The sequence below is a fragment of the Bradyrhizobium sp. 35 genome, assembly GCF_023073215.1.
Taxonomy (GTDB): Bacteria; Pseudomonadota; Alphaproteobacteria; order Rhizobiales; family Xanthobacteraceae; genus Bradyrhizobium; species Bradyrhizobium canariense_D.
The window spans coordinates 366,815-392,891 of the sequence record NZ_JADPJC010000113.1; the positions used below are offsets into that span (position 1 = coordinate 366,815).

A 26,077-nucleotide genomic window follows, 5' to 3' on the forward strand; every position below is an offset into this window, starting at 1 on the left:
GGTATGAGGGTCAACACCGCCCAAGCTGATGCCGCCACCTGCCCTAGGAGCGTAACTGCCGATTATCATCGCTGCGATGGTTCGCCCATCGCTGAGCAAAACTGGGCTCCCGGACTGCCCCGGACGCGCTTGAACGTTCAAGATAATGAGCAACGATAGTGATCTTTGTCCCGGTCGGATCTGCATCGGTCTTCTCAAGACGCAAATGTGCCGGGGCTTAAGGTGTCTGAGAATTGCACCGCTGGTACAGTTGGGTGGGCTCGAACCACCGACCTCCTGTTCCACAGACAGGCGCTCTAACCAACTGAGCTACAACTGCATCCTTGCGAGCCGCCCGAGGGGCGCCCTTGATAGGGCCGGTCACCGAGGGGGGCTGGAGGCGGAAACTAGGTGCAACGGGCGTTTTTGGCAAGGCCGCAACACCCTCAAAACGTCCCGCAAACGAGGTTATTTCCAAAGCAAAACCCGGGCTCTAGGCCCGGGTTTCTTAATTCAAACGACCCGGCCAGATCAGGCGGCGGGGTAGAGCTTCGCGGCGGAGGCCTTGATCGGCTCGGCGGCGGCAGTGGCCGCGCGCTGGGTGATCTCGGCGAGCTCCCGGGCCTGGGCCTGGAAGGTTTCGAGCTGCGTCTTGGAATGGTTGGTCCACAGCGCGAACGCATCCTGCGGCGCCTTCACGCTGAACAGCTCCTGGGTGAAGTCGAGATGGGCCTTGGTGTTGGCCTTCGCGAACTCCATCAGCTTGGCGGTGTATTCGCTGACGCCCTTGTGGGCGGACGCGAACACGGCCTCGACGGTGCCGTTGTGGGTTTCGGCGGCGTCCTTGAACTTGGCGTAGTTCTCGCGGGCCTGCGACACGCCCTTTTCGGCGAACGCACGCATCTGCTCCGGAACCTCGAACGGAATGACGGAGGCGGAGAATGGATCAGTCGTACCTGTCATGCTTTGTCCCTCACACTAATGAAAAAACGGAGTGAGCCTTCAGGCGCGCCCGCCGGCCAACCGGGTGACGGGTGCGAAGACTGGAAACACAAAACGAATGATGGCTCGCCCAGCGCGGAGACCATGCCTGCCTAAGATGTCAACATTGTGCAACGCAACGGGTTTTGGGGTGCATTGCGCAAATTTAATCGCGGGGAGGATGAGGTTCCCGGTATGGGGAACCGGTGGTTGAGGTAATCAGGTGGTGCCTGAGCGCGCGCCTCGTCCTTTGAGACGACCGCTGCGCGATCTCCTCAGGATGAGGCTGGGCGGCATGGGTATCTGCGGACGCGGGGATCTCGAAGAATGGGGATGCGAACGGGCTACGGCTTGCGGGGTCAGGGACATTAAGGTTATCGCGGCTTTAGGCCTTGGCGCATAGGCTTCGGCCGTGGACCTGCCCGGCCCTGCGGGCGATACTAACCCTTTCTTAAGGCTGTCATTCCCGGCAGCCTGATGCGCACAAGCGGGACGCGAAGCCGGTCGGATGACGAGTTCGGATTTCCAGTTGCGAGGCGTGGGCGATCCCCGGCTGGCCGTGCACGCGACCTCGCCGCTGCCCGTCTGGCTGTGGTCGATCGACGGCACGCGCGTGCTCTGGGCCAATCCGGTCGGGGCAAGACTGTTCGGCGCGGCCCATGCCACGGCGCTCGCAGACAAGACCTTCGGGCCCGCCGACAGCCACCGCCGCCAGATCATCCGGCTTGCCGGCCGGCTGCCTCCGAACGGCGCGATCCGGCTCGAACGGCTGCGCGGCTTCGGCGCGCGGTTGGGCACTCTGATGACCTGCGCCTGCGCCCGGCTCGACTTCGCCGATGGCGGCCGCGCCGTGCTGGTCACCGCGATGGACCCCGGCTTGCGCACCATGCCGCTGGTCGAGCGGCTGCTTCGTCTGGTCGACGGCGCCAAGACGCCGATGGCGGCGTTCGCACCCGACGGCCTGTTCGTCGGGGCCAGCGAAACGGCCCGCACCCTGCTCGGCTTCCGCGATCTCACCGAGGGCGGCCTCGAACAGGCGCGCAGCGATGCGCTCAGCCTTGGCCGCGCCGAGACGCCGATCGGCATCGGCCAGATGGTGCTGCAGCGGGTCGGCAGCGGGGCCGATGTCGGCCTGGTCGCGCTGATCGAGCCTGCCGTGCAGCAGGCGGCGGCTGCGACTGATGAGGTCGAGTCCGAGGCCGCCGAAGAGGTCGCGCGCGAAGAGATCGCCCGAGAAGACATCGCTCAGCATGAGGCTGCGCCGTCCGCTGCTCCAGCCGCCGTACCGCAGGATGTGCAAGCGGCGCCGTCGCACGAGGCGCCATCAGAGATCGCGCTGTTCGACGCCTTCGCCGAGCCGGTCGACGCGCCGCAAGCAACGATCGCGCACGAACCGCCCGTAAGCGAGCCGGCGACCGAGATCGTCTCGATCCAGCAAGCCGTCGAGCAAGCGGCCGAAGCGCGCGCCGAGGTCGAACCGAAGACTCCGGTTGAAAACTCGGCCGAAGCCATGGTGTCGCCGCAGGCCGCGCCGACCGTAACCGGCATGGTCGAGCCGCCGTCGGGCCACGAAGAGCCGCCCGCACCGCGTCAGCATCCGCTGCGCTTCCTCTGGAAGGCGGATGCAGAGGGCCGCTTTGTGCTTCTGTCCGACGAATTCATCCACCTGATCGGTGCGCGCACCGCCGCCGGCTTCGACCGCCCCTGGCGCGAGATCGCCGACGCCTTCGCGCTCGATCCTGAGAGCCGCGTGGCGCAGGCGCTTGCGAGCAAGGACACCTGGGCCGGGATCACCGTGAACTGGCCGGCCGATGGCGGCGAGCATCTGCCGGTCGAGCTTGCCGGACTTCCGGTTTATGACGGCGAGCGCAATTTCGCGGGCTTCAGGGGATTTGGCGTCTGCCGCGATCTCGACGGCCTCAACCGGCTCGATGCGCTCAGGCGTTTTGAGCTTTTGGCCGAACCGGCGGCGCCGCAAAGCCTGTCCGCCAATGTGGTCGAGCCGGAGCCCGAGCCAGAGCCGCCGCCTCCGCCGATCGAGCCGCCCGCACCTGAGCCTGAAGCTGAACTGCCCGAACCCACACCCGACGCGAATTCACATCCAACCGATCCGGAACCGCCAGTGGAAACGCCTCCCAATGTCCTGCCGTTCCGAGCGCCCGGCGACACGCGATCGCCGACGCTGACGCCGGTCGAGAACAGCGCGTTCAACGAGCTCGCCCGCCAATTGTCCGAGCGCCTCGAACGCGACAAGGAAACCATCGCGGCATCGTCCGAGCCGCCGGATGCCGAGATCACGCCTGAGGCGGCGACGCCGGAGCCCGAGCCTGAGACGCCGCACGCGCCGGCCGAATGGCTGACCGCGCCCGCGCCGCCCGCGCACGGCCACAGCCCGCGCGACCGCGCGCTGCTCGACCTGCTGCCGACCGGCATCCTGATCTACCGGCTCGACCGCCTGCTCTACGCCAACCCCGCGTTTCTCGCGCGCATGGGCTATGCCAGCCTGAGCGCACTGGAGAATGCCGGCGGGCTGGATGCGCTCTATGTCGAGCCGGGCGTGTCCGCGGCCAGCAGCACGTCGCAAGCCGGCACGCCTGTCACGATCAGCGCGACGCTCGCCAATGGCGAAGCGCCGCTGCCGACCACCGAGGCGCATCTGCACGCGATCGACTGGGACGGCGAGAGCGCGCATGCGCTGATCTGCGCGCTGCCGCAGGCTGCGCCCGTCATCGCCGAGACCGTCACCGCCGAGACCATTGTCCCCGAGACCTTCCCCACCGCGCCGGAGCCCGACGCCGGCGAGGCGGCCGCGGAAGATCTCGCCGCGATCCTCGACACCACGGCCGAGGGCATCGTGATGTTCGATGCCGAAGGCAACATCCACGCCTGCAACCGCAGCGCCGAGGCGCTGTTCGGCTATGACGGCGAGACGCTGATGCAGCAGAATCTGGTGACGCTGTTCGCGCCGGAGAGCCAGCATGTCGTGATCGACTATCTGGAAAACCTCAAGAGCCAGGACATCGCGAGCCTGCTCGACCACGGCCGCGAGGTGCTGGGGCGCGAGAAGAAGGGCGGCGTCATTCCGCTCGCGATGATCATGGGCCGCACCCGGCCCGACGGCCCGAACTTCTTCGCCGTGTTCCGCGATCTCTCGCACAGCAAGCAGGGCGAGAGCGAGCTGACGCAGGCGCGACGTCTGGTCGACGGCGCGGCCAATGCCAAGGCCGACATGCTGGCGCGGATCAGTCACGAGATCCGCACGCCGCTGAACGCCATCATCGGCTTCTCGGAGGTGATGATCTCGGAACGCTTCGGCACGCTCGGCAACGAGCGCTACGGCGAGTACATGAAGGACATCCGCGCCTCCGGCGAGCGCGTCATCGCCATCATCGACGACCTGCTCGAGCTGTCGCGGATCGAGACCGGCAAGCTCGACCTCAACTTCGCCAACCTCAACCTCAACGATCTCGTCGAGGCCTGCGTGGTGGTGATGCAGCCGCAGGCCAATCGCGAGCGCATCATCATCCGCACCTCGCTCGGCCATGCCCTGCCGCAGGTGAGCGCGGATGCGCGCGCGATGCGGCAGATCACCATGAACCTGATCTCGAACTCGATCCGGCTCGCCAGCGCCGGCGGCCAGGTCATCGTCTCGACCGCGCTCACCGACCGCGGCGAGGTCGCACTTCGCATCCGCGACACCGGTCACGGCCTCAGCGAGCGCGAAGTCGCCGCCGCGATGGAGCCGTTCCGCACGCCGCCGCCCGGCGACGCCGAAGACAGTTCGGCGCTGAGCTTGTCGCTGACCAAGGCCCTGGTCGAAGCCAACCGCGCCCGCTTCAACATCAAGAGCGCGGCGAACTCCGGCTCGCTGATCGAGGTGGTGTTCGCACCGGCACTGGCGCAGGCGTAAGCGGCGAACGCGATTTCCTGCCCGCGGTGCACGGGCGGCTTCGGCCGAGCCGCGCCCCGCGAAGGGCGCCAGCTCATTGCGACTTCTTCCCGAGCGGAACCGAAGCCCCTCGTTGCGGCTTGAAGCCTGGACCCAGCGTTTCTCCTGCTGATCAGTTCGACACTGCAGCTCCGCACTCCAGCGACTTCAAATGACCGAACGAGCGAAATCCGTGGCATCGAAGCAGCGTCCGCCCAAGCGGAGCGAGGCGGTGCGGAGCGACAGAGGCCCGACCACGACTGAGCGAAAGCCGCTGCCTACCGGCGCAGGCGCGCGCATGAACGCCCGAGTCGTGCTTGCCCTTGCGCTGGTCGCACTCGCGTTGTGGACGGCGGCGGGCTTTCTGCCCGCGGTGATCTGGGCCGCGATACTCGCAACCAGCCTGTGGCCGCTCTACACCAAGTTTGCGGCACGCGTGACCTCCGGCCGCTCCAGCCTGGCCCCGCTGGTCTTCACGCTCGTCGTCGCCCTCATCCTGTTTACGCCGATGTCGCTTGCCGTCTATCAGATCGCGCAGCAAGGCGATCTGCTCGTGGGCTGGATGAAACAGGCCGGAGAGAGCGGGATCGAAGTGCCTGATTGGCTCGCCCGCCTTCCGATCGCCGCAGAGAGCATCGAGCAGTGGTGGCGCAGCAATCTTTCCGATCCCAAAGCCGCGACCGCATGGCTGAAAAGCGTCAACGCAGACAACGCATCGGAACTGTTTCGAACGTTCGGCGGACAGCTGCTTCATCGCCTGTTTCTTCTGTTCTTTTCGCTGATCGCCTTGTTCGTCTTGCTGCGCAACGGCCGGTCGATCTCGGACCGCGTGCTGGAAACTTGCGATCGGCTTTTCGGTGAGGCGGGAGAGGGTCTCGCCGAGCAAATGGTCGATGCGATCCGCGGCACCGTGAACGGTACGGTGCTGGTCGCCGCAGGCGAGGGATTATTGATCGGCGTGGCCTATTTCGTCGCGGGCGTGCCGCATGCCATCGTATTCACAATATTGACCACGGCCTTCGCCATGCTTCCGTTCGGCGCCTGGCTCGCTTTCACCGCTGCGGCGGTGGTGCTGGTCTCTGGCGGAGGCAGCGGCTTCGCAGCCGCGGGCGTCTTCTTCTGGGGCGCGATCGTCATGTTGGCCGGCGATCATTTCGTCTGGCCGACCCTGGTCGGCGACTCGGCGCGGCTGCCGTTTCTGTTCGCGTTTGTCGGGATCTTCGGAGGCTTGGCTGCCTTCGGCCTTCTGGGCTTGTTTCTCGGCCCGGTGATCATGTCGGCGTTGCTGGTGGTCTGGCGCGAGTGGGTGTTCCGACCTGTCGCGCCCGAGAAGAACGGTTGAGTTGCCGCGGGCGTATCCCCAAGCACACGCCAGAAAGCAAAAGGCACGGCGCTTGCGACGCCGTGCCTTCCGCATTCATGAGGCTCGATCTCAGCTGTAGATTTCGAACAGTCCCGCGCCGCCCTGGCCGCCGCCGATGCACATCGTCACGACGCCCCACTTCGCCTTGCGGCGCTTGCCTTCCTGGAGGATGTGGCCGGTGAGCCGCGCGCCGGTCATGCCGAACGGATGGCCGATCGGCGCTGGCGAAGGCATAAGGCGAGATCAGGCTGGGACTGGACTGGCGGCTGCCTTTACGTAGTGGCGCAACCCGCTCGGACATGTAGTATGGCCCTGCCGGAGCGGGGTACCAAATTGGACGGAATCAATCTTCACGATCCCCTCTTCGCCACCTATGTCGTTGCCGCCAGCTTGATCATCCTCAAGGCCGTGGCGATGTCGTGGCTCACCGTGGTCCGGATGGTGAGGGCCCAGGGCGGCTACCGTTCGCCGGAGGACATCAAGAAGACACCACTGAATCCCGCACCCGATCCGGCGCAGCTTCTTCCCAACGAAGATGTGGAGCGGATCCGCCGGATCCAGATGAACGATCTCGAGAGCCTGCCGTATTTCCTGGCCGCGGGCTTTCTTTATGTTCTCACAAAGCCGTCGCTGCTTCTCGCGCAATGCCTGCTCTACGGCTACGTTGCCTCACGCCTGCTGCATTTTCTCGCCTATCTCACCGGGCAAATTCACGACATTCGCGCAATGCTGTGGACCGTCGGCTCGGTCATCCTGGTCTTCATGACCGTGCGCACGCTGCTCGTTGCACTCGGCGCTTGAGGCTCAGTCGGCCACGCCGGCGATCTGCTGGGCCGAAAGGTAGCGTTCAAGCGCCTCGTGCTGCTTGAAAAAGCGCATGGCGCGCAGATCGCGGATCGTCGTTTTTTGTGCCGCATCGCGAACCCGGGTGACCTCGCGGGCTTCCTCCAGCCGGCCGACCCCGACCAGGTTGGCCGCGAGCATGCGATGTCCGGTGCCGTTGCTCGGATTGTGCCGAACCGACTTGCGCGCCCAGGCAACGCCCTCCTCGTACTGCCCGAGGGCAAAGTAGGACGCGGTCAGTCCCGTCATCCACATATGGAGCATGCTGTCCTCGGGGCTGAGGACGAGAGACCGATGCAGGCATGCGAGTGCGTTGGCATAATCGCCTCCCATGCTGTCGATCATTCCGAGTACACCCCATGCGAAAGCCGAACTCGGATTGAGCCTTGCGGCTTCGCTGGCGTGAATGCGCCCCTGATCGTTGTCGCCGGCGGGCCCAAACAGCGTGAAGCCATAGACAGCGTGGGCGAAAGCGTCCCCACTATCCTGCTCGACGGCGCGGCGCGCCAGACCGACCGCCTCGGACGCGGCATCCGCAGACATGTTGGCGCCGAGCGGCGGAGCCATCACGAGTCCCCAAGCCAGCGCCGCCAGCGTCGCCGTTCGCTCCTGATCGAGGCTCAGAGACCGCCGAAGCAGATCGATGGCCTTGACGATACCTTCGCGGGTGCCGCCCCATAAATGATGAAGGCCGCGCAAATACAGATCATAGGCCGAAAGATCAGTTGGCGGCTTGCGGCGTGCGCGTTCGATCTCGGCGCTACGAACGGCGGGATCGACGACTGCGGCAACACTGCTGCTGACGTCGTCCTGCAGGTCGAAGATGTCGACCAGGGGGCGATCGTAGCGATTGGACCAGACCTGGGCCTCGCTTCCGGTATGAGTGAGCTCGGCCGAGACGCGAATGCGGTTGCCCGCCTTGCGAATATGACCGCTCAGGACGTATTGCGCACCGAGTTGCTGCGCAATCTGCCGGCTGGTCATTCCCTTGTCCCGAAGGGCAAAGCTCGATCCGGCCGCGATCACCACCAGCTCGCGAAAGCGCGATAGAGCGGTGATGATGTCTGCAGTGACGCCATCGGCGAAGTAGTCCTGTTCGGTTTCATCACCCATGTTGCGGAACGGAAGCACCGCCACGGAGGGCCTGTCGTTGCCGAACACGTGCTCCGCCTGGTGCGAAAGGTCTGCCGTCGGCTCCGCTGCCGGCAGAACGATCTTCTGCTCCTGGACCTTGCGCAATTCCGCAGCCAGCGCGCTGGTTGTGGCATCGGGCGCGGTGCCGAGCTCTTGCTTCAGAAAGGCAACGACGGCCTGATAATATTTGAGCGCCTCGGCGTTGCGGCCGGCCGCGGACAACGCGCGCATGATCAGGCGGTGCGCATCCTCGCGCATGCTGTTGAGTGCATTGGCGCGCTGGCCGGCGAGCAGGGCATCGCCGGCACGTCCGTCGGACAGTTCCTGGTCGCCGAGCGCTACCATCGCGCCGACAGCCAGCTCCGATAACCGCTCGCGTTCGCCGGCCACCCACTCGCTCCAGCCCTCAGCGTTGACCGCGATGTCATCGACGAGGCGCCCGCGATAGAGATCTGCCGCCGCGGTCAGCGCGTCACGGCTGCCCTTTCTGACAAGCCGCTCGAATTGCGGCACATCGCAGGTGATCACAACGGCATTCAACGAAATGAATTCGCCGTCACTCCTGAGAGCACTCTGACCAAGAACTTGACGCAGCTTGAACAGGGCCTGTCGCAGGTTTTGCTTCGCCTGCGCTTCGAAGTGCGATCCCCACAGCAAGGTCGAGAGTTTTTCGCGGTGCTGAGGCTGAGGTGCCGTGTAGGCCAGATAGGCCAGCAATCCCGCGAGCTTCTTGTTCGGTAAGCTGACGGCACCGTCCGGCCCGATCAGTTCAAAACGTCCAAGAAGTGCGAGAGTAAAACTTGGGCTGGGCGCGGGTGCAGTTTCGGTCATTCCGCCTCAAAAATAAGCAGATGCGCTCACGGATATACATCCTACACGAATTGCCGCCTTAGCGAACAATATTAACGCTGCAGTGACGGCCGAGTGACGCCGGCGACGACGACAGTGGGTTCAGATCGCATCGCGACGAGATGCCGGTTGGTTGATCGACGCGGAGCAATTTCATCCGGAAGTCAGCGTGCGCGCGCATCACCTCATCATGATCGTCGTTGGCTTGTTCGTGGTTCTCGCCGGATTCGACGCAGCGTTGACGACCTTTGCACACCCGACACTCAGGGCCGCTTCGCAGTCGGCGCCGCCCGTCGCACCGCTCCTTTTCGGAGGCGACTGATCGCACGCCGGCATCACAACAGCCATCAAACAGGAGGTCGCATTGACCGACATCGCACAGCAGGGAAGACAATCGCAGAGGTTTCTCGCGTCCGACCAAGAACAGCGATTGGTTGCGATGTGGAGACTTGGAGTGGTCGCCTTCTATGGCTCGCTCCTGGCGCTGGTGATTGCCTTCGCGGCAATGAGCAAGGCGCCCCGAGAGCGCCAAGCCAACCTCGCCTCCGACGATTTCGTTACCCACTACATTTCGAACCCGCCGGCGCCGTAGGCGATCGGGACGAGCGACAGCAAAGCATATGAGGACAATCGTGAACAATCACAACCGTGCTGCGTCTCCAATTCGGGCCAGATCTCCGGCATCGCACGACAGAAAGCGAACAGGCGGCGAGACGCGCCTGATGATCCTCGTTCTGCTGGGATTCGGCCTCGTTCACGTGATCGGCGCGATCCTGATTCAGCGCGCGTCGACCGAGCCAGGTGATCCGCCCCTGATCCTCGCTTCGCACACCGACTGACGGCCGCCACATGCAGCCGGTTCATGGGATTTGAAAAACCAGGAGGCAACATGCCAGCAATCATACGCACGATTTCCCGCACGGTCCTCTCGGTCATCGGTGCCGAATTGGCGAAGCACGCCCTCCTGTTGTGCGCAGCGTGCGCCTTTGTGTTCGTGCTCTCACGAACCTACGGCCTGGATTTGAGCGCCGGATTCTTCTGACGTTCGCAATGGCGGCCGACATGACTGAAATCTGAAGACGCATCGTCGTTGATGCGTAAGTCCAGAGGAGCTGATATGTACGTTGGCCGGATATTGTCCACGCTTGGCGGACAAGGACCCATGCTCCTGGTGATCTCGCTTTGCGCAGGGCTGGTGATCACTCCCTTCGCTCATCTCGGCTACGATCTTTTGCCTTTTTCGGCATTTCTTCTGACGCTGGGCTCGTTTCTTACGGCGGGTCTTGCCCCCTCTGAAGCCAGCATTCGTCCGCTCCTGATGGGCGTGGTGCTTGCCTGGGTTGGCCTGGTGCTGCCATTCGCTGCTGCGATTCTGCTGTCCTTTGCTCCGCTTGATCCTGCGCTGCGGGCCGGCGTTCTGCTTTCATTGCTGGCGCCGCCGGTCGGAAGCGCCGCTGCGATCGCCGGAATGCTCGGTTTGCGACCACGTCTCGCACTGCTCGTTTCCATCGCACTGACCTTGCTCACGCCGATCTCGATTCCGAGTTTTGCCACGGTGCTCGGACTTGGAATTGCATTCGACATGGGCAGGCTGGCGATCCGGCTCTTCAGCATTATCGGCGCTGCAGGCCTGGTGGCCTTCTTAGCCATGAGGTTTCGTCGTCATGTGATTCCTGTTCTGCCCGATCAAAGCGCCGCCACCGGGATCGCCGTTGTCGGGCTCATGATCGTGGGGCTTGCCACCTCGCAAGGCATACGGGCGCAATGGACCAGCAACGCCCTGCGTTTCGACGTGATGCTCGCCGCGGCGATCGTGTTCAATTTCGGTCTGTGCGTCCTCGCTGCCATGACGTTCGCGAGACAGGGGTGGCAAACCGCCGGTACCATCGGTCTCGTGAGCGGAAACCGCAACGTCACGCTCGTGTGGGCAGCGGCGAGCTTCGGTCTGCCGTCGCTGGCGGAAGATTATGTCGCTGCGTGCGTCATCCCGGTCCTCGCGCTTCCCCTCATCATCAAGCTTTGTCTTAGACTACCATCCTTCAGCCGCTTCATCCCACAAAACCGATGACCCAAAGAGTACACGCCTGACCTGGTGCTCAAACAACAAGGCACGGCGCTTGCGACGCCGTGCCTTCCGCATTCATGAGGCTCGATCTCAGCTGTAGATTTCGAACAGTCCCGCGCCGCCCTGGCCGCCGCCGATGCACATCGTCACGACGCCCCACTTCGCCTTGCGGCGCTTGCCCTCCTGGAGGATGTGGCCGGTGAGCCGCGCGCCGGTCATGCCGAACGGATGGCCGATCGCGATCGATCCGCCGTTGACATTGTACTTGGCGGGATCGATGCCGAGCTTGTCGCGCGAATAGAGACACTGGCTGGCGAAGGCTTCATTGAGCTCCCAGAGATCGATGTCGTCGATCTTCAGGCCATGACGCTTCAACAGCTTCGGCACGGCAAAGATCGGGCCGATGCCCATCTCGTCCGGCTCGCAACCCGCGGCCGCCCAGGCGACGAAGCGGCCCATGGGATTGAGGCCGCGCTTCTCCGCGTCCTTGGCTTCCATCAGCACCACGGCCGCGGCGCCGTCCGACAGCTGGCTGGCGTTGCCGGCCGTGACGAACTTGCCGGGGCCCCTGACGGGCTCGAGCTTGGCGAGACCTTCCAGCGTGGTCTCGGGCCGGTTGCACTCGTCGCGGTCGACGACGTAATCGACGATCGACTCGGCCTTGGTCGCCTTGTCGACCACCTTCATCTTAGTCTTCATCGGGACGATCTCGTCCTTGAACTTGCCGGCCTGCTGCGCGGCGGCCATGCGGCGCTGCGACTCCAGCGAATACTCGTCCTGATATTCACGGCTGAGATTGTAGCGCTCGGCGACGATATCGGCGGTGTCAATCATCGCCATGAAGATCGCCGGTGCCGTCTTGAGCAGTTCGGGATCGATCGATTCCTTCGGCGTGCCGCCGCCCGGCATCGAGATGCTCTCGACGCCGCCTGCGACGATGCAGTCGGAACCGTCCGAGCGGATCGAGTTGGCGGCCATCGCGATGGTCTGGAGACCGGACGAGCAGAACCGGTTCACCGAGACGCCCCCGGTCGATTTCGGCATTCCCGCCAGCAGCGCGGCCTGGCGGCCGATGTTCGGCGCGCCATGAGCGCAATTGCCGAGATAGCAATCCTCGACATAGTCCTTCTCGACGCCGGCGCGGTCGACTGCGTGGTGAATGGCGTGGGCCGCGAGCGACATCGGCGGGGTGATGTTGAACCCGCCGCGGCCGGATTTCGCGAGGCCCGTGCGTGCATAGGAAACGATGACGGCTTCACGCATTGTTTTCTCCCTTTCGAACGATTTTGACCGGAGCATCGGTCGAGGTTTCTCGGCGCCATTGGTACACAATGTCCGGCGGTCGCGGGAGAAATAAAAACGCCGCCCTCGCGAGAGGGCGGCGTTGTTCCGCGGGTCGGAATATGTCGGCGGATCAGAACGTCAGCGCCTTGACCTGCTTGACCTGCGGCAGAGCCTGCACCTTGGCAAGCAGATCGGCCGGCACCGCGCCGTCGACCTCGATCAGCGCGATGGCATCGGAGCCCGGCGCAACGCGGCCAAGATGGAAGGTCGCGATGTTGATCTTGGCATCGCCGAGCAGGCTCGCGAACTTGCCTATGAAACCCGGCTTGTCCTCGTTGGTCACGTAGATCATCGACTTGCCAAATTCAGCGTCGACGCGGATGCCCTTGATGTCGACCAGGCGCGGCTTGCCGTCGGCATAGACCGTGCCCGAGACCGACCGCTCCTGCCGCTCGGTGGTGACGGTGACGGTGATCAGGCTTTCATAGTCACTCTGGGCGGCGCGGACGATCTCGTCCACCACCATGCCGCGCTCCTTGGCGACGACGGGCGCGGAGACGACGTTGACCTCACCCAGCATCGGCCGCAGCAGGCCCGACAGCACGGCGGAGGTGATCGCCTTGATCTTCATCTCGGCCACGTGGCCCTCATAGGTGATCTCGACCTTGAGGATGCCGCTCTCGGTGAGCTGTCCCGCGAACGAACCGAGCTTTTCAGCGAGCGCGATGAACGGCTTCAGCTTCGGCGCCTCTTCCGCCGTGATCGAGGGGAAGTTGACGGCATTCGAGATCGCGCCGGTGAGCAGGTAATCCGACATCTGCTCGGCAACCTGGAGCGCGACGTTCTCCTGCGCCTCGGTGGTGGACGCGCCGAGATGCGGCGTGCAGATCACGTTGGGATGACCGAACAGCACATTCGCGGTGGCGGGCTCCTCGACAAAGACGTCGAAAGCGGCGCCGGCGATGTGCTTGGAATTCAAAGCGTTGACCACGGCCTGCTCGTCGACGAGACCGCCGCGGGCGCAGTTGATCAGGCGCACGCCCTTCTTCATCTTGGCGATCGCGGCTGCGTCGATGATGTTCCTGGTCTTCTCGGTGAGCGGGGTGTGCAGGGTGATGAAGTCGGCGCGCTTGAAGAGGTCGTCGAGCTCGACCTTCTCGACGCCGATGTCCCTGGCGCGCTCCGGCGACAGGAACGGATCGAACGCGATCACCTTCATGCGCAGGCCGAGCGCGCGGTCGGCGACGATCGAGCCGATGTTGCCGCAGCCGACGACTCCGAGCACCTTGCCGGTGATCTCGACGCCCATGAAGCGGTTCTTCTCCCACTTGCCGGCCTGGGTCGAAGCGTCCGCCTGCGGAATCTCGCGCGCCAGCGCCAGCATCAGGGTGATGGCGTGCTCGGCGGTCGTGATCGAATTGCCGAACGGCGTGTTCATCACGATGATACCCTTGGCCGTGGCGGCAGGAATCTCGACGTTGTCGACGCCGATGCCGGCGCGGCCGATCACCTTGAGGTTGGTCGCCTTCTCGAGGATCTTCGCGGTCGCCTTGGTCGCGGAGCGGATCGCGAGGCCGTCGTAATTGCCGATGATCTCGGCGAGCTTGTCCTTGTCCTTGCCGAGATTGGGCTGGAAGTCGACCTCGACGCCGCGGTCTTTGAAGATCTGCACGGCAGCGGGAGAGAGCGCGTCGGAAATGAGAACTTTGGGTTTGGTCATGGAGATGTGTCCTTCGCCGTCCCTAGAGGGAGATCGGCCTGAGGGCCGGAATGGGGAATTGCTCGGAAGCTCTTTGCTCTCCCTCTCCCCGTTCTTACGGGGAGAGGGTCGGGGTGAGGGGCAGCCACAGGCGAGGTGCTCGCGGAGAGAGCCCCTCACCCGGATCGCTGCGCGACCCGACCTCTCCCCGTAAGAACGGGGAGAGGTAAAAACTACGCCGCCTTGGCGAGCGCGGCCTTGGTCTCGGCGAAGGCCCAGTCGATCCACTGGGTCAGCAGCGCGACATCACTGGCCTCGACGGTGGCGCCGCACCAGATACGCAGGCCGGCGGGCGCATCGCGATAGTAGGCGAAGTCGTAGCCCGCGCCCTCTTTCTCGACCAGCGCCACCAGCTTCTTGCTGAACTCGGCCTGCGCGTCCTCGGAGAGTGAGGTGATCGCGGGATCGGTGAACTTCAGGCACACCGAAGTGTTGGAGCGGATTGCGGCGTCCTTGGCGAGGAAGTCGATCCAGGGCGTCTTAGCCTTCCAGTCGGCGAGCACCTTGGTGTTGGCGTCGGCGCGCGCGATCAACGCCTTCAGGCCGCCGATCGACTTGGCCCAGTTCAGTGCGTCGAGATAATCCTCGACGCAGAGCATCGACGGCGTGTTGATGGTCTCGCCGACGAAAATGCCTTCGTTGATCTTGCCGCCCTTGGTCATGCGGAAAATCTTCGGCAGCGGCCAGGCCGGCTTGTAGGTTTCGAGCCGCTCCACCGCGCGGGGCGACAGGATCAGCATGCCATGCGCGGCTTCGCCGCCGAGCGCCTTCTGCCAGGAGAAGGTGACGACGTCGAGCTTGGCCCAGTCGAGGGGTTGCGCGAACGCGGCCGAGGTGGCGTCGCAGATGGTCAGGCCTTCGCGGGTCGCGCTGATCCAGTCGGCGTTCGGCACGCGCACGCCCGAGGTGGTGCCGTTCCAGGTGAAGACGACGTCGGACTTCGGATCGACCTTGGAGAGGTCGGGGATCTCACCGTAAGCCGCGTTGAGCTTGGTGACGTCCTTGAGCTTCAATTCCTTGACGATGTCGCTGACCCAGCCCTCGCCAAAGGATTCCCAGGCGAGCGTGGTGACGGGCCGCGCACCCAGCATCGACCACAGCGCCATCTCGACCGCGCCGGTATCGGAGGCCGGCACGATGCCGATGCGATAATCAGCGGGCACTTCGAGCACTTCGCGCGTCAAATCGATCGCTAGCTTGAGCTTGGTCTTGCCGACCTTCGCGCGATGCGAACGGCCGAGCGCTGCGTCCTTGAGATTTTGGGCATTCCATCCGGGGCGCTTGGCGCAGGGGCCGGAGGAAAAATGCGGCATGTTCGGCCGCGAAGCGGGCTTCGCTACAGTCATCGTCTACCCTTCCAGATAGTAAGCCTCCCGTTGGGGGGAGGTGTCCCGCCGCGGCTGATACGGGAATCGGGAAGACCAGTCAAGGAAGTTCCGGCGCCTCACGCGCGGGTGATGGCGCCTCCGGTGCGATCTTGGGGGAATCGACCACCGCCAGCGCGTTCAGCAAGCCCGTGGCATCGCTGATCAATTGCGCGGCGCGGCGGCGGCTGCCGACTTTCAAAATGCATTTGTCATTGGCCTGCACGACGTAGTCGTTGCCGACCTTGATCATCGAATAGCTTGTCATCGAAATCCCCGAACCGATCGAGCCCGGTTTCGACGTCCCGTAGCACCGTTCGTTCCTTCACCAACGTGAACGCCGTGACGGTGGTTTATCAGCTCTTAATATGAACGTACGCGCGATCCGATTTCGCTGATCGCGCAAGGCTCATAGCGTGCTGCGTCAAAAGCGGACAGTCATGCCGACGTGACTCGCCGTGAACCCAAGCCGCTTGTAGAAGCGCTGCGCATCTGTTCGCGTCTGATGCGTCAGCAGTTCGACGAGATTGCAACCGCGCGCTTTCGCTTCCGTCACCGCCCATTGCACCAATTGCTCGCCGATGCCGCGGCTGCGGCAATCGGAAGCGACGCGGACGTCTTCGAGCAGACCGCGCAAGCCGCCTTGCGAGCTGAGACCCGGCAGGATCGCGAGCTGCAGGCAGCCGACCACCCTGCCCTCACTCTCGACAACCACAAGCTGGATATTTTGATCGCGCTCGACCCGCGCGAATGCCTCGTAATAGGACGCATGCAACGGGTCTTCCACGCGCTCGCGTGCGCTCCCGAGATGATCGTCGGCGAGCATCGTCACGATCGCAGCAACATCTTCGCGGCGCGCGGGACGAATGGAGACAGATTCGGCGTTCATAAAGTTACTCCTGCCTCAAGCGCGCCTAACGCACCTTGGGTAGCCCGAGAAAGGTCTCGGCTTCGCCGATCCAGCGGCGGATGGCGGCATAGCGACCGAGATCGAAGCCGCCTTCATGCGCGACGCGCGTATAGGCAAGCAGCGAGACGTCGGCAAGCGAAACGTCATCACCGGCGAAGAAGCGGTTTGCCGCCAGATGCTGCTCCATGCGATCGAGCGCCGCGTAGCCGCGCTTGACCTTTTCAGGATCGAGCTCGGAGGCGTCCTTGCCGAGATAGACGAGCTGGAAGCGGCACACCGCGATATAGGGCTCGTGGCTGTATTGTTCCCAGAACAGCCATTCGTCCATCTTGGCGGCAGTGAAGGCGTCGCCCGGAATGAGCGCACTGTCGCGCGCGAGATAGCGGATGATGGCATTGGACTGCGCCAGCGTGCGACCGTCGTCGAAAGCGACGGTGGGCACCTGGCCGGCACCGTTCATCTGGAGGAATTGCGGCGTACGGGTCTCGCCCTTGCGGGTGTCGATCTCGATCCACTCGTAGAGCACCGCGAGCTTGTCGCAGACCCACTTCACCTTCAGACAATTGCCGGAATTGCTATCGCCGTAGATCCGCATCGGTGCCCCCGCGCATTCGGCGACAGAGCATCAGGACGGAAGGAATCTGTCAACAGGAAGCGGGCGACTCAGAACTGGTAGCCAATGCCGACGCGGAAGTTATTCAGGCCGACAGTGATGTCCTTCACGTCCGAGAAGCCGACATGCTCCCATTCGCCGCGAACCAGGATGTTGTTGCAGATCGCGTACTCGACACCGATACCGGCCGTCCATCCGTACATGAAGCTGTTGGTGCGCAGCTCAGTCTTGTTAAACGTACCCGTGTCAATCGTGTCCTGTCGATGGATCGTCGCCGTAACACCGCCCAGGACAATCGACTCGTCATAGTCGTCATGCTTGATGTAGGACACCGTCGCGAATCGCGAAACTTCAGCGCGCCCAATCGCCAGACCGGCGAAGGCATAGGGCATGAAGTCGCCGCCGTCCCAACCGACCCGACCGCGGAAGGTGGCGTAATCCTTCAGCTTTAGCGCAGCACCACCACCGAGTGAAGTGACGTAGGTATAGGTATGGCCCGTTGGCGCCGTCTCACCGTCGAGAATGCGTGTCATGGAATCACTTGCCGAGCTCGATATATTCTTCATGTAGCTGTAATTGGCCTCGACGCCGAACACTGCATCGTAGAGCTGCCAATTGCGGCCGACATAGGCGCCAAACCCGGTCGACTGCACGTGGTTACTCGGCAGCAGCGACCAGCCGCCGACTGGCGCCTCAAGGATGCTGTTGCGAAGCATGAAGTCGGTCATCGTCTTCGGAGCATGACTGAAATCAACATCGGTCGTGGCAAACCCGAACTGGCCGCCAACATAAAAACCGTCCCAGTTGTGGGACGTCTTTGACAGCCCGTCGGTGAAGCTGCCTCGGAGGATGGGAAGATCGGAGAGATCGGCCGCGTGCGCCGCAGAGACCGTCCCCAACATCGCCACCGCCAACAAAAGCCTACGCATCGAACGCTCCATCGAACTCGAACTTTCGCTCGTGATCATGGCCCGTTAACCTTAACCAATGGTTGCGCCGGAGGCTTTCGTCGCCGCCCGCCATGAAAAATACGCAAAGCAAAACGGCGCGGGATGATCCCGCGCCGTTAAGAGAGATTAAGCGATGAGGCTGACGATCAGCCCTTGGTGACGAGCGGCGGCATGTAGGCCGGCGGGCTGTCGAGATTCCAGCGCACGCCGAGCTTCAGGTCGTGCGAGGTAATGTCCTTGAACTTGAAAACGTTGCCGGTGGTTGCCCCGGTGTAGGTCGACAAGACACCGGTTTGCCCCTCACCCATATCGACATAGCTGTAGGCCAGTTCGAGAACGAGGTTGGGATTGACCTTGTACGCGAGACCCGCATGGGCAGCCCACGCCAGGTTCCACTTCGAACCGGCTGGTGCGCTCGAGAAGCTCGCCGTCGAGAACGCAAGATCGTTGATGCCGGTATCGGTAAAGTTCGAGATGGAGACGCGTGCGCCGCCAACGCCGGCACCGATGAACGGCGTGATGCACCACCAGGTGCCCAGGTCGACATACGCGTTCGCCAAGACCAGCCATTCGGACTTGGATGCGCTGTAATTATCGATCCCGCTGTAGGGCACGCCGCCCGCGGTTCCGGTGAAACGATCCGTTCCCTTGAAATTCGAATTGCCGCGATACTGCCCGGTCACGTCCGCGCGGAACCAATTGTTGAACCGGTAACCCGCGCCGAGGCCAAAGATGCCGGCGGTGTCGAACGACGACTGCTGATTGAACGAGGTGAGCTGCGAATAGGCGGACTCGCGACCGTAGTGGAGATCGCTCGTCTTCTGATTGCTGAAGCCGACGTCGCCGCGCAGGTACCAGCCACCGAAGTCGGCGGGCGGAGCCGGGGGCGCGTACATCGGAGGGGGCGCCGCGATCGGCATGTCGGCGGCGAACGCCATCGAGGAGATCAGGGTTGCCGCACCCGCGGCAAGGAGAGACTTAACGCTACGCATTGGCTTCGTCCTTTTGGCCGGTGAGGCAATACGGCGCCTCACGTTCTGGAAACTCACGGCCCGGACGATGCCAGCAAATGCTTAAGCGCCACTTAACCCTAATTTTTAAGGTTGATTTTTCTCAACTCGCACGCGCGGGCGTCGCGAGCGTTGCAAAAATGCAGCGCCAAATGCGACGCCGTCGCCGCATTTCCTAACGATGTATGAAGCCGCGTTGCAGCAAGTCAGGATATGTTAACGCGCGTGCCGCGGCAGCTTGGGCAGGAATACCGCAAGCAGGCCGATCGCCGGCAGATAGGCGCAAACCTGGTAGACGAACGCGATCGAGGTGTGGTCGGCGAGCTTGCCGAGCACGGCGGCGCCCAGGCCGCCGATGCCGAAGGCGACACCGAAGAATACGCCGGAGATCATGCCGAAGCGGTGCGGTACCAGCTCCTGCGCGAACACGATGATCGACGACGTCGTCGAGGAGATGATCAGGCCGATGAGCACGGACAGCACCGCGCTCGCATAGAGCCCGGCATAGGGCAGCGCCAGCGTGAACGGCAGCGCCCCCAGGATCGAGATCCAGATCACGATCTTGCGGCCGAAGCGATCGCCCAGGGGACCACCGAGAAAAGCGCCGACCGCGTTCGCTGCGAGGAAAATGAAGAGATACATCTGCGCGGCTTGCGTCGATACGCCGAAGCGGTCGATCAGATAGAAGATGTAGTAGCTCGACAGGCTCGAGACGTAGAGCTGCTTCGAGAACAGCAGCGCGACCAGCACGAGGAGCGCAACGACGACGCGACGCGAATTCGGCGCGTCGGGATGGGCTTGATCCACCACCGCCTTCTTCGCCTTGATCTGCGGTTCGTACCAGCGGCCGATGCGCCAGAGGATGAGGATCGCGAGGAAGGCGATCGAGGAGAACCAGGCGATGCTGCCCTGCCCGAACGGCACGACGATGAGCGCGGCGAGCACCGGTCCCATCGAGGTGCCAAAACTGCCGCCGAGCTGGAACACCGATTGCGCAAAACCGTAACGGCCGCCGGAGGCGAGCCGCGCGATGCGCGCCGACTCCGGGTGAAACACCGCCGAGCCGAGGCCGACCAGAGCGGCGGCGACGAGGATGACCAGATATTGGTGGGCGGCACTGAGCAGCAACAGACCGAAGAAGGTCGAGGCCATGCCGATCGACAGCGAATAGGGCTGCGCCTTCTTGTCGGTGTAGTGGCCGACCACCGGCTGGAGCAGCGAGGCCGTGAACTGGAAGGCCAGCGTGATCATGCCGATCTGCGCGAAGTCGAGCGCGTAGGTGTCCTTCAGGATCGGATACACCGAAGCGATCAGCGACTGCATGGTGTCGTTGAGGAAGTGCGAGAAGCTGATGCCGGCCAGCACGACATAGGCCGGCCCCGCGGCACTTTTGGCGCCGGGTGCGACGTCGCTGACGAGGACGGGCTCCGTCAGTGTTTCCTCTGAGACGACGACAGGCTTGTTCACTGGAGCATCCCGGCGGGCGCGGCAGATTGCCGCGACAAGCTAGTTACGATGCGCGCGGCGACCGATCCACCGCCAAACGCCCATGGCTGGAATGCGCTTCGCCAGATTTCGCGGCCAAACTGCGGCCTGCATGGTTCGAGACGCCCGCCTGTGGCGGGCTCCTCACCATGAGGGTCTACGTCTTCGCCTGGAAACAAAACCTCATCCTGAGGAGCCCGCGAAAGCGGGCATCTCGAAGGATGGCTGCGAGTTCAGGCCGCGGCGTTCCCGAGCGCCGAGACGATGGTATCGACGACGTCCTCGACCAGGATGCGATCCTCGCCCTCGCCCATGACGCGGATCACCGGCTCGGTGCCGGAGGAGCGGATCAGCAGGCGGCCGTGGCCGTTGAGCCGCTGCTCGCCGTCGGAGATCGCCGATTTGACGTCGGAATTGTCGAGCGGCTTGCCGCCCTTGTGACGGACGTTCTTCAGGATCTGCGGCAGCGGATCGAAACGGTGGCAGACTTCCGACACCGGCCGGCGCAGCTTCTGCACCACGGCAAGCACCTGCAATGCGGCCACGAAGCCGTCCCCGGTGGTGGCGTAGTCGGACAGGATGATGTGGCCGGACTGCTCGCCACCGAGATTGTAGCCGCCGTTCAGCATCTGCTCGAGCACGTAGCGATCGCCGACCGGCGTGCGCACGAGATCGAGCCCCTGCGCATTAAGGAAGCGCTCGAGCCCGAGGTTCGACATCACGGTGGCGACGATGCCCGATCGCGACAGCCGACCGTCTTCCTTCCAGCTCTGCGCGATAACCGCGAGCAGCTGGTCGCCGTCGACGATGTGGCCGCGCTCGTCGACCAGGATGACGCGATCGGCGTCACCGTCGAGCGCGATACCGATGTCGGCGCGCATCTCGCGCACCTTCTTCGACAGCGCTTCCGGCGAGGTGGAGCCGCATTCCTTGTTGATGTTGAAACCGTCGGGCTCGACCCCGATCGGGATCACGTCGGCGCCCAGCTCCCACAGCGCTTCCGGCACCACCTTGTAGGCGGCGCCATTGGCGCAATCGACCACGACGCGCAGGCCGTCGAGTGACAGATCGCGCGGCAGCGTCCGCTTGGCGAATTCGATGTAGCGGTCATGCACGCCGTCGATGCGGCGGGCGCGGCCGAGACTGGCGCTCTGGGCGAGACGCTTGTCGATGGGCTCATCGAGCAGCTGCTCGATCTGCTTCTCGACGTCGTCGGAGAGCTTGAAGCCCTGCGGCCCGAACAGCTTGATGCCGTTGTCCTCGAACAGATTATGCGAGGCGGAGATCATCACGCCGAGATCGGCGCGCATCGACTTGGTCAGCATCGCGACCGCGGGCGTCGGCATCGGGCCGACCAGCAGCACGTCCATGCCGACCGAAGTGAAGCCCGCGACCATCGCGTATTCGATCATGTAGCCGGACAGGCGGGTGTCCTTGCCGATCACGACCCTGTGGCGGTGGTCACCGCGCTGAAACGCCAGGCCTGCGGCCTGGCCGACCTTGAGCGCGAGCTCCGGCGTGATCAGTCCGTTGGCGCGGCCCCGGATCCCGTCCGTCCCGAAATATTTGCGGCTCATATCGTCCCCCACGCAACAACCAGGGATCCCCAGCGCAACCTCCGGGTGCCCAAGCGGGACCCGCATCCCTGATTTGCTGAGGTCTTATAGAGCCATCACGGCTAACTTGGCTTCAAAAAATATGATGAATCATTACGGAACCGGGCGGCTCCCGGCCCCGATAACGTCTTGTTAACATTATATTCCGTTGAAGATACTGGAACAGGGCGGAACCGGCACCTAGTCCGAGCGCTTCACATGGCCGTCGGCGCGGCTCGGCGCCGGCTGGGTGACACTGACGGGATCGGAGCCCGGAAAGGTCTCTTCCAGACCCTCCTCCAGCGCTTCCTCGAGATCATGCTTCTCCTTGATCTCCTCCGGCGTCGGTCCGGTGTGCGGCCTGGTCATGGCGCCCTCCTCTCCACAAAGGATTTGCAAACGATTTGGCTGTGCATCCAACCATGCTAGATGACCCCTCGATCTTCCGATGCAAGAGTCTTCCCATACAAGACTCTTCCGACAAGACGGGCCGGGAAACGTTCATGAAGCACATCACCTGTATCGACGATCTTCGCACACTGCATCAGCGCCGCGTGCCGAAGGCGTTCTTCGATTATTGCGACCGCGGCTCCTACGCCGAGGAAACGCTGCGCGCCAACCGCGAAGACATGCAGGCGATCAAGTTCCGCCAGCGCATTCTGGTCGACGTCTCCAAACGCGACACCGCGACCACGATCCTCGGCGAGCCCTCGACCATGCCGCTAATCCTCGCGCCGGTGGGCCTGCTCGGCATGCAGCATGGCGATGGCGAGATCCATGCCTGCCGTGCCGCGCAAGCGGCCGGTATCCCGTTCACGCAGTCGACGATGTCGATCTGCTCGATCGAGGACATCGCGGCCAATGTCGAGAAGCCGTTCTGGTTCCAGCTCTACGTGATGAAGGACCGCGGCTTCATCAAGGAGTTGATCCAGCGCGCGATCGCGGCGAAATGCTCCGCGCTGGTGCTGACCGTCGATCTCCAGGTCATCGGCCAGCGCCACCAGGACATCAAGAACGGCATGACGATCCCCCCCGAGTGGACGATGTCTAAATTTCTGGATTTCGCCACAAAGCCCGCGTGGGTCTCCGGCGTGCTGCGGGGCAAGCGCCGTACCTTCGGCAACATCGCCGGCCACGTGAAGAACACCGAGGACCTCAATCGCCTCGCCGAATGGACCGCCTCGCAGTTCGACACGTCGTTGAACTGGAAGGACGTCGAGTGGGTCCGCAGCATCTGGCCGGGCAAGCTGATCATCAAGGGCATTCTGGACGTCGAGGACGCCGAGGAAGCCGCCAAGACCGGCGCGCAGGCTCTCGTCGTCTCGAACCATGGCGGCCGTCAGCTCGACGGCGCGCCGTCATCGATCGAGGTGCTGCCCGAGATCGCCGAGGCGGTCGGTGACAGGATGGAGATCATGTTCGACGGCGGCATCCGCTCCGGCCAGGACGTGATGCGCGCGCTCGCGCTCGGCGCGAAGTCCTGCATGATCGGCCGCGCCTACGCCTATGGCCTTGGCGCCGGCGGCCAGGCCGGCGTCGCCAAGGCGATCGACATCATCCAGAAGGAGCTGCTCACCACCATGGGCCTGTGCGGCGTCAACCGGATTGACGAAATCGACGAACATATCATCGCGATGTGAACCGCAGCGGCAGTGCCGTAGGGCGGGCAAAGCGAAGCGTGCCCACCAATTCGCAAATCGTAGGGTGGGCACGGCGCTTCGCGCCTTTGCCCACCCTAAGATTTCAGCGTTCGCCCTCACATCGGCGGCGTCACCCCGTCGCGGCCGACATTCACCCGGTTGGCCTCAAGCGAACCATCGTCCTTCTTCACCGCGCCGAAAATGATCAGCTTGGCGCCGGGCTTGAGCTCGGATTTGTCGCTGGCGACGAAGGTGACGATCGGCGTGTCCGGCGGCACCACGACTTTCTTCTCGCCGTCCTTGTACTTGACCGTGATGTTCTGGCCGTCGGTGCCCTTCACCGTCTGCGCCACGGTGGCGTTGGTCATGGTCGAGTTGGCGCGCGCGTCCCAGGGACGAAAACCTTCGGCCGCGCCGCGCTGGTTTTCGGGGAAGATGTGCACCGCGATCGCCTTCTGGGTGCCGTCGGGCTCGGGCAGGCCGGTGACGCCGATATAGGAGCCGTCCTTGATCTCCGACAACGACGTCTTCACCACCGCGAAGACGGCGACGTTGTCGGTCATGCGCACCTTCACGTCGGTTCCTTCGCGGGTCTTGATGCCGAGCGTGTTGCCGTCGACGCTCTCGATGGTGCCGCGGATGCGGACCGTCGGCGTCTGCTGCGCCAGGGCGGATGACGTGACGATGCAGGCGGCGAACGCGGCCACGCCGAGGCGTGATATCCAGGTTCTCTTCGACATGTTGTTATTCTCCATTTACATCGGCGGCGTCAGGCCGTCGCGGCCGACGCTGACGCGGTTGGTTTCGAATGAGCCGTCCGGCAGCTGCTTCATGAAGGCGATCACCTTGGCGCCGGCCTTCAGATCGGATCTGTCGCCGGGGACAAAGGTCACCACCGGCGTATTGTCGGCGACGAACACCTTCTTCTCGCCGTCCTTGTACTTGACCAGCAGCGTATGGCCGTCATTGCCGACCACGCTCTCCGACACGGTCGCATTGGTCATGCTGGAATTGGGCTTGAGGTCATAGGGTCGCGAGCCCTCGCCGGTGCCGCGCATGCTCTCCGGAAACACGTGCACCTCGACCGCGTTCGCGCCTCCGTCCGGTCCCGGCACGGTGGTGGCGCCGACGAAGGAGCCGGGCTTGATGTCGGCAAGTGAAATCCTGGTAATGCCCGACACGTTCACGTCGGAGGCGATGTGCAGCTTGACATCCTCGCCGCTGCGCGCCTTGACCTGCATCGTGTCGCCATTGACGCTTTCGATCGTGCCTCGCACGCGCGTCGGCACCGGCGCCCTTTGCGCAAGGGCCGAGAGAGTCGAGACGGCCACCATCGCGACGGCGATGAGCGGACGTGTGAAAGTTGCACGTTGAACAGACATGATGGTCTCCGATTGCGCCCTATTGTCCCTACGGACATAGAACTCCGGAGATTACGCGCTATTCTCTCAAGTCTTTGTGAGATCGGCCTCGACCAGCGCACGCAGCTCGGCCGTGACCTGCGGCCGCTGGCCGAACCACAGCTCGAAGCCGCGGACCGCCTGATGCAGCAGCATGCCGAGCCCGTCGGCGGTCTTCAACCCGCGCGCCTGTGCGGCCGCCAGCAGCGGCGTCACCAGCGGGACATAGACGAGATCGGCGATCACGGCGCCATCCGGCAGGCGCGCCACTTCAAGGTCGAGTGAAGGCTGACCGTGCATGCCGAGCGAGGTCGTGTTCACGAGAAGTTTTGCACGCGGCAGAATGTGGTCGATGCCATCCCACGCAACAGGATGCACCTTCGGCCCGAACTGCCTTGCAAGCATCTCGGCCCGGCCGACGGTGCGATTGGCGAGATGGACGCGCTTGATGCCGCGTTCAAGCAACCCGAACACGATGGCGCGCGAGGAGCCGCCGGCGCCGAGCACCAGCGCCTCTTCGGCTGCGTCCCAGCCGGGCGCGCTGGCATCGAGATTGCCGATAAAGCCCTCGACGTCGGTGTTGGTCGAGCGCAGCTCGCCGTCTGCAAACCAAAGCGTGTTGGCCGCACCGACCGCTCGCGCGCGGGCATCGGGCGTCGACAGCTCGAGCACGCCTTCCTTGTGCGGGATGGTGACGTTGGCGCCGACGAAGCCGCGCAGCGACAGCCGCAGGACGAAGTCACGCAAATTATCGGGTGGAACCGCCTCGATGACATAGCCGCCCTCGATCCCGAGCGTGCGCAGCCAATAACGATGGATCAGCGGCGAGCGCGAATGCGCGGCCGGCCATCCGATCAGGCAGGCTGCGGGAGCCTTGGTCACGGTCGTCCTCCCCTGGGGTGGTTTCGGAGGCGATCCATTTCGC

At 63.8% G+C, this 26,077-nt stretch carries 24 protein-coding genes, 1 tRNA gene and 1 pseudogene; 8 read left to right on the top strand and 18 right to left on the bottom strand.

All coding sequences use genetic code 11. The features are described from left to right. Window positions 1-242: 242 nt before the first annotated feature. Together IVB36_RS24960 and IVB36_RS24965 are read right to left on the bottom strand one after the other, a co-directional pair. Window positions 243-319 (bottom strand) — tRNA-His (locus tag IVB36_RS24960). Between the two features lie 191 nt (window positions 320-510). After that, window positions 511-942, bottom strand: coding sequence for a phasin (locus IVB36_RS24965; RefSeq protein ID WP_018453573.1), 432 nt, complete (start codon window positions 940-942; stop codon window positions 511-513). Between the two features lie 526 nt (window positions 943-1,468). Here IVB36_RS24965 and IVB36_RS24970 point away from each other — a divergent pair. Both IVB36_RS24970 and IVB36_RS24975 read left to right on the top strand, forming a co-directional pair. Next, window positions 1,469-4,870, top strand: coding sequence for a PAS domain-containing protein (locus IVB36_RS24970; protein WP_247360985.1), 3,402 nt, complete (start codon window positions 1,469-1,471; stop codon window positions 4,868-4,870). A 316-nt stretch (window positions 4,871-5,186) separates the two neighbouring features. After that, complete coding sequence (locus IVB36_RS24975; RefSeq protein ID WP_063745866.1) at window positions 5,187-6,230, top strand: AI-2E family transporter; 1,044 nt, start codon at window positions 5,187-5,189, stop codon at window positions 6,228-6,230. A gap of 90 nt (window positions 6,231-6,320) precedes the next feature. Here IVB36_RS24975 and IVB36_RS24980 read toward each other — a convergent pair. Beyond that, a pseudogene (locus IVB36_RS24980) lies at window positions 6,321-6,467 on the bottom strand (acetyl-CoA C-acyltransferase); the annotation flags it as partial. A gap of 90 nt (window positions 6,468-6,557) precedes the next feature. On the opposite strand from IVB36_RS24980, the gene IVB36_RS24985 reads away from it, so the two are divergent. After that, window positions 6,558-7,052 (top strand): MAPEG family protein, encoded by a 495-nt coding sequence (locus IVB36_RS24985; protein ID WP_143273320.1) that lies wholly within the window; start codon window positions 6,558-6,560, stop codon window positions 7,050-7,052. A 3-nt stretch (window positions 7,053-7,055) separates the two neighbouring features. Here IVB36_RS24985 and IVB36_RS24990 read toward each other — a convergent pair whose 3' ends face one another. Then, a complete protein-coding gene (locus IVB36_RS24990) occupies window positions 7,056-9,059 on the bottom strand; it encodes a BTAD domain-containing putative transcriptional regulator (RefSeq protein ID WP_247296216.1) in 2,004 nt (667 codons plus the stop codon). 151 nt (window positions 9,060-9,210) lie between these two features. On the opposite strand from IVB36_RS24990, the gene IVB36_RS24995 reads away from it, so the two are divergent. The 4 genes from IVB36_RS24995 (at window position 9,211) to IVB36_RS25010 (ending at window position 11,145) form a co-directional block, all read left to right on the top strand. After that, on the top strand, window positions 9,211-9,399 hold the full coding sequence (locus IVB36_RS24995; RefSeq protein WP_018453567.1) for a hypothetical protein: 189 nt from the start codon (window positions 9,211-9,213) through the stop codon (window positions 9,397-9,399). Window positions 9,400-9,441: 42 nt separating this feature from the next. Continuing rightward, the gene (locus IVB36_RS25000) at window positions 9,442-9,669 is read left to right on the top strand and encodes a hypothetical protein (RefSeq protein ID WP_085348786.1); all 228 of its coding nucleotides are present in this window, start codon (window positions 9,442-9,444) and stop codon (window positions 9,667-9,669) included. A 297-nt stretch (window positions 9,670-9,966) separates the two neighbouring features. Continuing rightward, on the top strand, window positions 9,967-10,119 hold the full coding sequence (locus IVB36_RS25005) for a hypothetical protein (protein WP_018453564.1): 153 nt from the start codon (window positions 9,967-9,969) through the stop codon (window positions 10,117-10,119). A gap of 120 nt (window positions 10,120-10,239) precedes the next feature. After that, complete coding sequence (locus IVB36_RS25010; protein WP_247393252.1) at window positions 10,240-11,145, top strand: hypothetical protein; 906 nt, start codon at window positions 10,240-10,242, stop codon at window positions 11,143-11,145. Window positions 11,146-11,232: 87 nt separating this feature from the next. Here IVB36_RS25010 and IVB36_RS25015 read toward each other — a convergent pair whose 3' ends face one another. The 11 genes from IVB36_RS25015 to IVB36_RS25065 all read right to left on the bottom strand — a co-directional run bounded on the left by IVB36_RS25015 (window position 11,233) and on the right by IVB36_RS25065 (window position 22,481). After that, window positions 11,233-12,405 carry an acetyl-CoA C-acyltransferase gene (locus IVB36_RS25015; protein WP_007596708.1) on the bottom strand — a complete coding sequence of 391 codons (1,173 nt, stop codon included), beginning with the start codon at window positions 12,403-12,405 and terminating at the stop codon, window positions 11,233-11,235. A gap of 151 nt (window positions 12,406-12,556) precedes the next feature. Further along, a complete protein-coding gene (gene serA, locus IVB36_RS25020; protein WP_247337608.1) occupies window positions 12,557-14,146 on the bottom strand; it encodes a phosphoglycerate dehydrogenase in 1,590 nt (529 codons plus the stop codon). 212 nt (window positions 14,147-14,358) lie between these two features. Beyond that, a complete protein-coding gene (locus IVB36_RS25025; RefSeq protein ID WP_247296226.1) occupies window positions 14,359-15,531 on the bottom strand; it encodes a phosphoserine transaminase in 1,173 nt (390 codons plus the stop codon). Between the two features lie 79 nt (window positions 15,532-15,610). Further along, a complete protein-coding gene (locus tag IVB36_RS25030) occupies window positions 15,611-15,802 on the bottom strand; it encodes a hypothetical protein (protein WP_240543165.1) in 192 nt (63 codons plus the stop codon). A gap of 171 nt (window positions 15,803-15,973) precedes the next feature. Further along, the gene (locus IVB36_RS25035; RefSeq protein WP_018453559.1) at window positions 15,974-16,438 is read right to left on the bottom strand and encodes a GNAT family N-acetyltransferase; all 465 of its coding nucleotides are present in this window, start codon (window positions 16,436-16,438) and stop codon (window positions 15,974-15,976) included. 25 nt (window positions 16,439-16,463) lie between these two features. After that, a complete protein-coding gene (locus IVB36_RS25040; RefSeq protein WP_018453558.1) occupies window positions 16,464-17,054 on the bottom strand; it encodes a glutathione S-transferase family protein in 591 nt (196 codons plus the stop codon). Window positions 17,055-17,122: 68 nt separating this feature from the next. Further along, on the bottom strand, window positions 17,123-18,040 hold the full coding sequence (locus IVB36_RS25045; RefSeq protein ID WP_085348794.1) for an outer membrane beta-barrel protein: 918 nt from the start codon (window positions 18,038-18,040) through the stop codon (window positions 17,123-17,125). A gap of 128 nt (window positions 18,041-18,168) precedes the next feature. Next, a complete protein-coding gene (locus tag IVB36_RS25050) occupies window positions 18,169-19,014 on the bottom strand; it encodes an outer membrane beta-barrel protein (RefSeq protein ID WP_240543166.1) in 846 nt (281 codons plus the stop codon). A 234-nt stretch (window positions 19,015-19,248) separates the two neighbouring features. Continuing rightward, window positions 19,249-20,499, bottom strand: a complete 1,251-nt coding sequence (locus tag IVB36_RS25055) for an MFS transporter (RefSeq protein WP_247296232.1) — start codon at window positions 20,497-20,499, stop codon at window positions 19,249-19,251. A 251-nt stretch (window positions 20,500-20,750) separates the two neighbouring features. Beyond that, entirely contained in the window at window positions 20,751-22,094 is a 1,344-nt protein-coding gene (gene glmM / locus IVB36_RS25060; RefSeq protein WP_018453554.1) for a phosphoglucosamine mutase, read from the bottom strand. 219 nt (window positions 22,095-22,313) lie between these two features. Then, window positions 22,314-22,481, bottom strand: coding sequence for a hypothetical protein (locus IVB36_RS25065; RefSeq protein WP_018453553.1), 168 nt, complete (start codon window positions 22,479-22,481; stop codon window positions 22,314-22,316). A 134-nt stretch (window positions 22,482-22,615) separates the two neighbouring features. Between IVB36_RS25065 and IVB36_RS25070 the strand changes: the two genes are divergently transcribed. Then, complete coding sequence (locus IVB36_RS25070; RefSeq protein ID WP_018453552.1) at window positions 22,616-23,752, top strand: alpha-hydroxy acid oxidase; 1,137 nt, start codon at window positions 22,616-22,618, stop codon at window positions 23,750-23,752. Between the two features lie 116 nt (window positions 23,753-23,868). Here the strand turns inward: IVB36_RS25070 and IVB36_RS25075 are convergent, their stop codons facing one another. From IVB36_RS25075 to IVB36_RS25085, 3 genes are all read right to left on the bottom strand, one after another. Next, the gene (locus tag IVB36_RS25075; protein WP_026232553.1) at window positions 23,869-24,492 is read right to left on the bottom strand and encodes a hypothetical protein; all 624 of its coding nucleotides are present in this window, start codon (window positions 24,490-24,492) and stop codon (window positions 23,869-23,871) included. A gap of 15 nt (window positions 24,493-24,507) precedes the next feature. Beyond that, the gene (locus IVB36_RS25080) at window positions 24,508-25,134 is read right to left on the bottom strand and encodes a hypothetical protein (protein WP_085348798.1); all 627 of its coding nucleotides are present in this window, start codon (window positions 25,132-25,134) and stop codon (window positions 24,508-24,510) included. A 66-nt stretch (window positions 25,135-25,200) separates the two neighbouring features. Then, window positions 25,201-26,034: a shikimate dehydrogenase gene (locus tag IVB36_RS25085; RefSeq protein WP_204512354.1), complete on the bottom strand. Its 834-nt coding sequence runs from the start codon at window positions 26,032-26,034 to the stop codon at window positions 25,201-25,203. Between the last annotated feature and the right edge of the window lie 43 nt (window positions 26,035-26,077).

What these genes read in the sequence shown, in the direction of transcription:
- IVB36_RS24965 (WP_018453573.1), bottom strand. Translation starts at nt 942, where the DNA reads ATGACAGGTACGACTGATCCATTCTCCGCCTCCGTCATTCCGTTCGAG.
- IVB36_RS24970 (WP_247360985.1), top strand. Translation starts at nt 1,469, where the DNA reads ATGACGAGTTCGGATTTCCAGTTGCGAGGCGTGGGCGATCCCCGGCTG.
- IVB36_RS24975 (WP_063745866.1), top strand. Translation starts at nt 5,187, where the DNA reads ATGAACGCCCGAGTCGTGCTTGCCCTTGCGCTGGTCGCACTCGCGTTG.
- IVB36_RS24985 (WP_143273320.1), top strand. Translation starts at nt 6,558, where the DNA reads ATGGCCCTGCCGGAGCGGGGTACCAAATTGGACGGAATCAATCTTCAC.
- IVB36_RS24990 (WP_247296216.1), bottom strand. Translation starts at nt 9,059, where the DNA reads ATGACCGAAACTGCACCCGCGCCCAGCCCAAGTTTTACTCTCGCACTT.
- IVB36_RS25005 (WP_018453564.1), top strand. Translation starts at nt 9,967, where the DNA reads ATGCCAGCAATCATACGCACGATTTCCCGCACGGTCCTCTCGGTCATC.
- IVB36_RS25010 (WP_247393252.1), top strand. Translation starts at nt 10,240, where the DNA reads ATGCTCCTGGTGATCTCGCTTTGCGCAGGGCTGGTGATCACTCCCTTC.
- IVB36_RS25015 (WP_007596708.1), bottom strand. Translation starts at nt 12,405, where the DNA reads ATGCGTGAAGCCGTCATCGTTTCCTATGCACGCACGGGCCTCGCGAAA.
- serA (WP_247337608.1), bottom strand. Translation starts at nt 14,146, where the DNA reads ATGACCAAACCCAAAGTTCTCATTTCCGACGCGCTCTCTCCCGCTGCC.
- IVB36_RS25025 (WP_247296226.1), bottom strand. Translation starts at nt 15,531, where the DNA reads ATGACTGTAGCGAAGCCCGCTTCGCGGCCGAACATGCCGCATTTTTCC.
- IVB36_RS25030 (WP_240543165.1), bottom strand. Translation starts at nt 15,802, where the DNA reads ATGATCAAGGTCGGCAACGACTACGTCGTGCAGGCCAATGACAAATGC.
- IVB36_RS25035 (WP_018453559.1), bottom strand. Translation starts at nt 16,438, where the DNA reads ATGAACGCCGAATCTGTCTCCATTCGTCCCGCGCGCCGCGAAGATGTT.
- IVB36_RS25040 (WP_018453558.1), bottom strand. Translation starts at nt 17,054, where the DNA reads ATGCGGATCTACGGCGATAGCAATTCCGGCAATTGTCTGAAGGTGAAG.
- IVB36_RS25045 (WP_085348794.1), bottom strand. Translation starts at nt 18,040, where the DNA reads ATGATCACGAGCGAAAGTTCGAGTTCGATGGAGCGTTCGATGCGTAGG.
- IVB36_RS25050 (WP_240543166.1), bottom strand. Translation starts at nt 19,014, where the DNA reads ATGCGTAGCGTTAAGTCTCTCCTTGCCGCGGGTGCGGCAACCCTGATC.
- glmM (WP_018453554.1), bottom strand. Translation starts at nt 22,094, where the DNA reads ATGAGCCGCAAATATTTCGGGACGGACGGGATCCGGGGCCGCGCCAAC.
- IVB36_RS25065 (WP_018453553.1), bottom strand. Translation starts at nt 22,481, where the DNA reads ATGACCAGGCCGCACACCGGACCGACGCCGGAGGAGATCAAGGAGAAG.
- IVB36_RS25070 (WP_018453552.1), top strand. Translation starts at nt 22,616, where the DNA reads ATGAAGCACATCACCTGTATCGACGATCTTCGCACACTGCATCAGCGC.
- IVB36_RS25075 (WP_026232553.1), bottom strand. Translation starts at nt 24,492, where the DNA reads ATGTCGAAGAGAACCTGGATATCACGCCTCGGCGTGGCCGCGTTCGCC.
- IVB36_RS25080 (WP_085348798.1), bottom strand. Translation starts at nt 25,134, where the DNA reads ATGTCTGTTCAACGTGCAACTTTCACACGTCCGCTCATCGCCGTCGCG.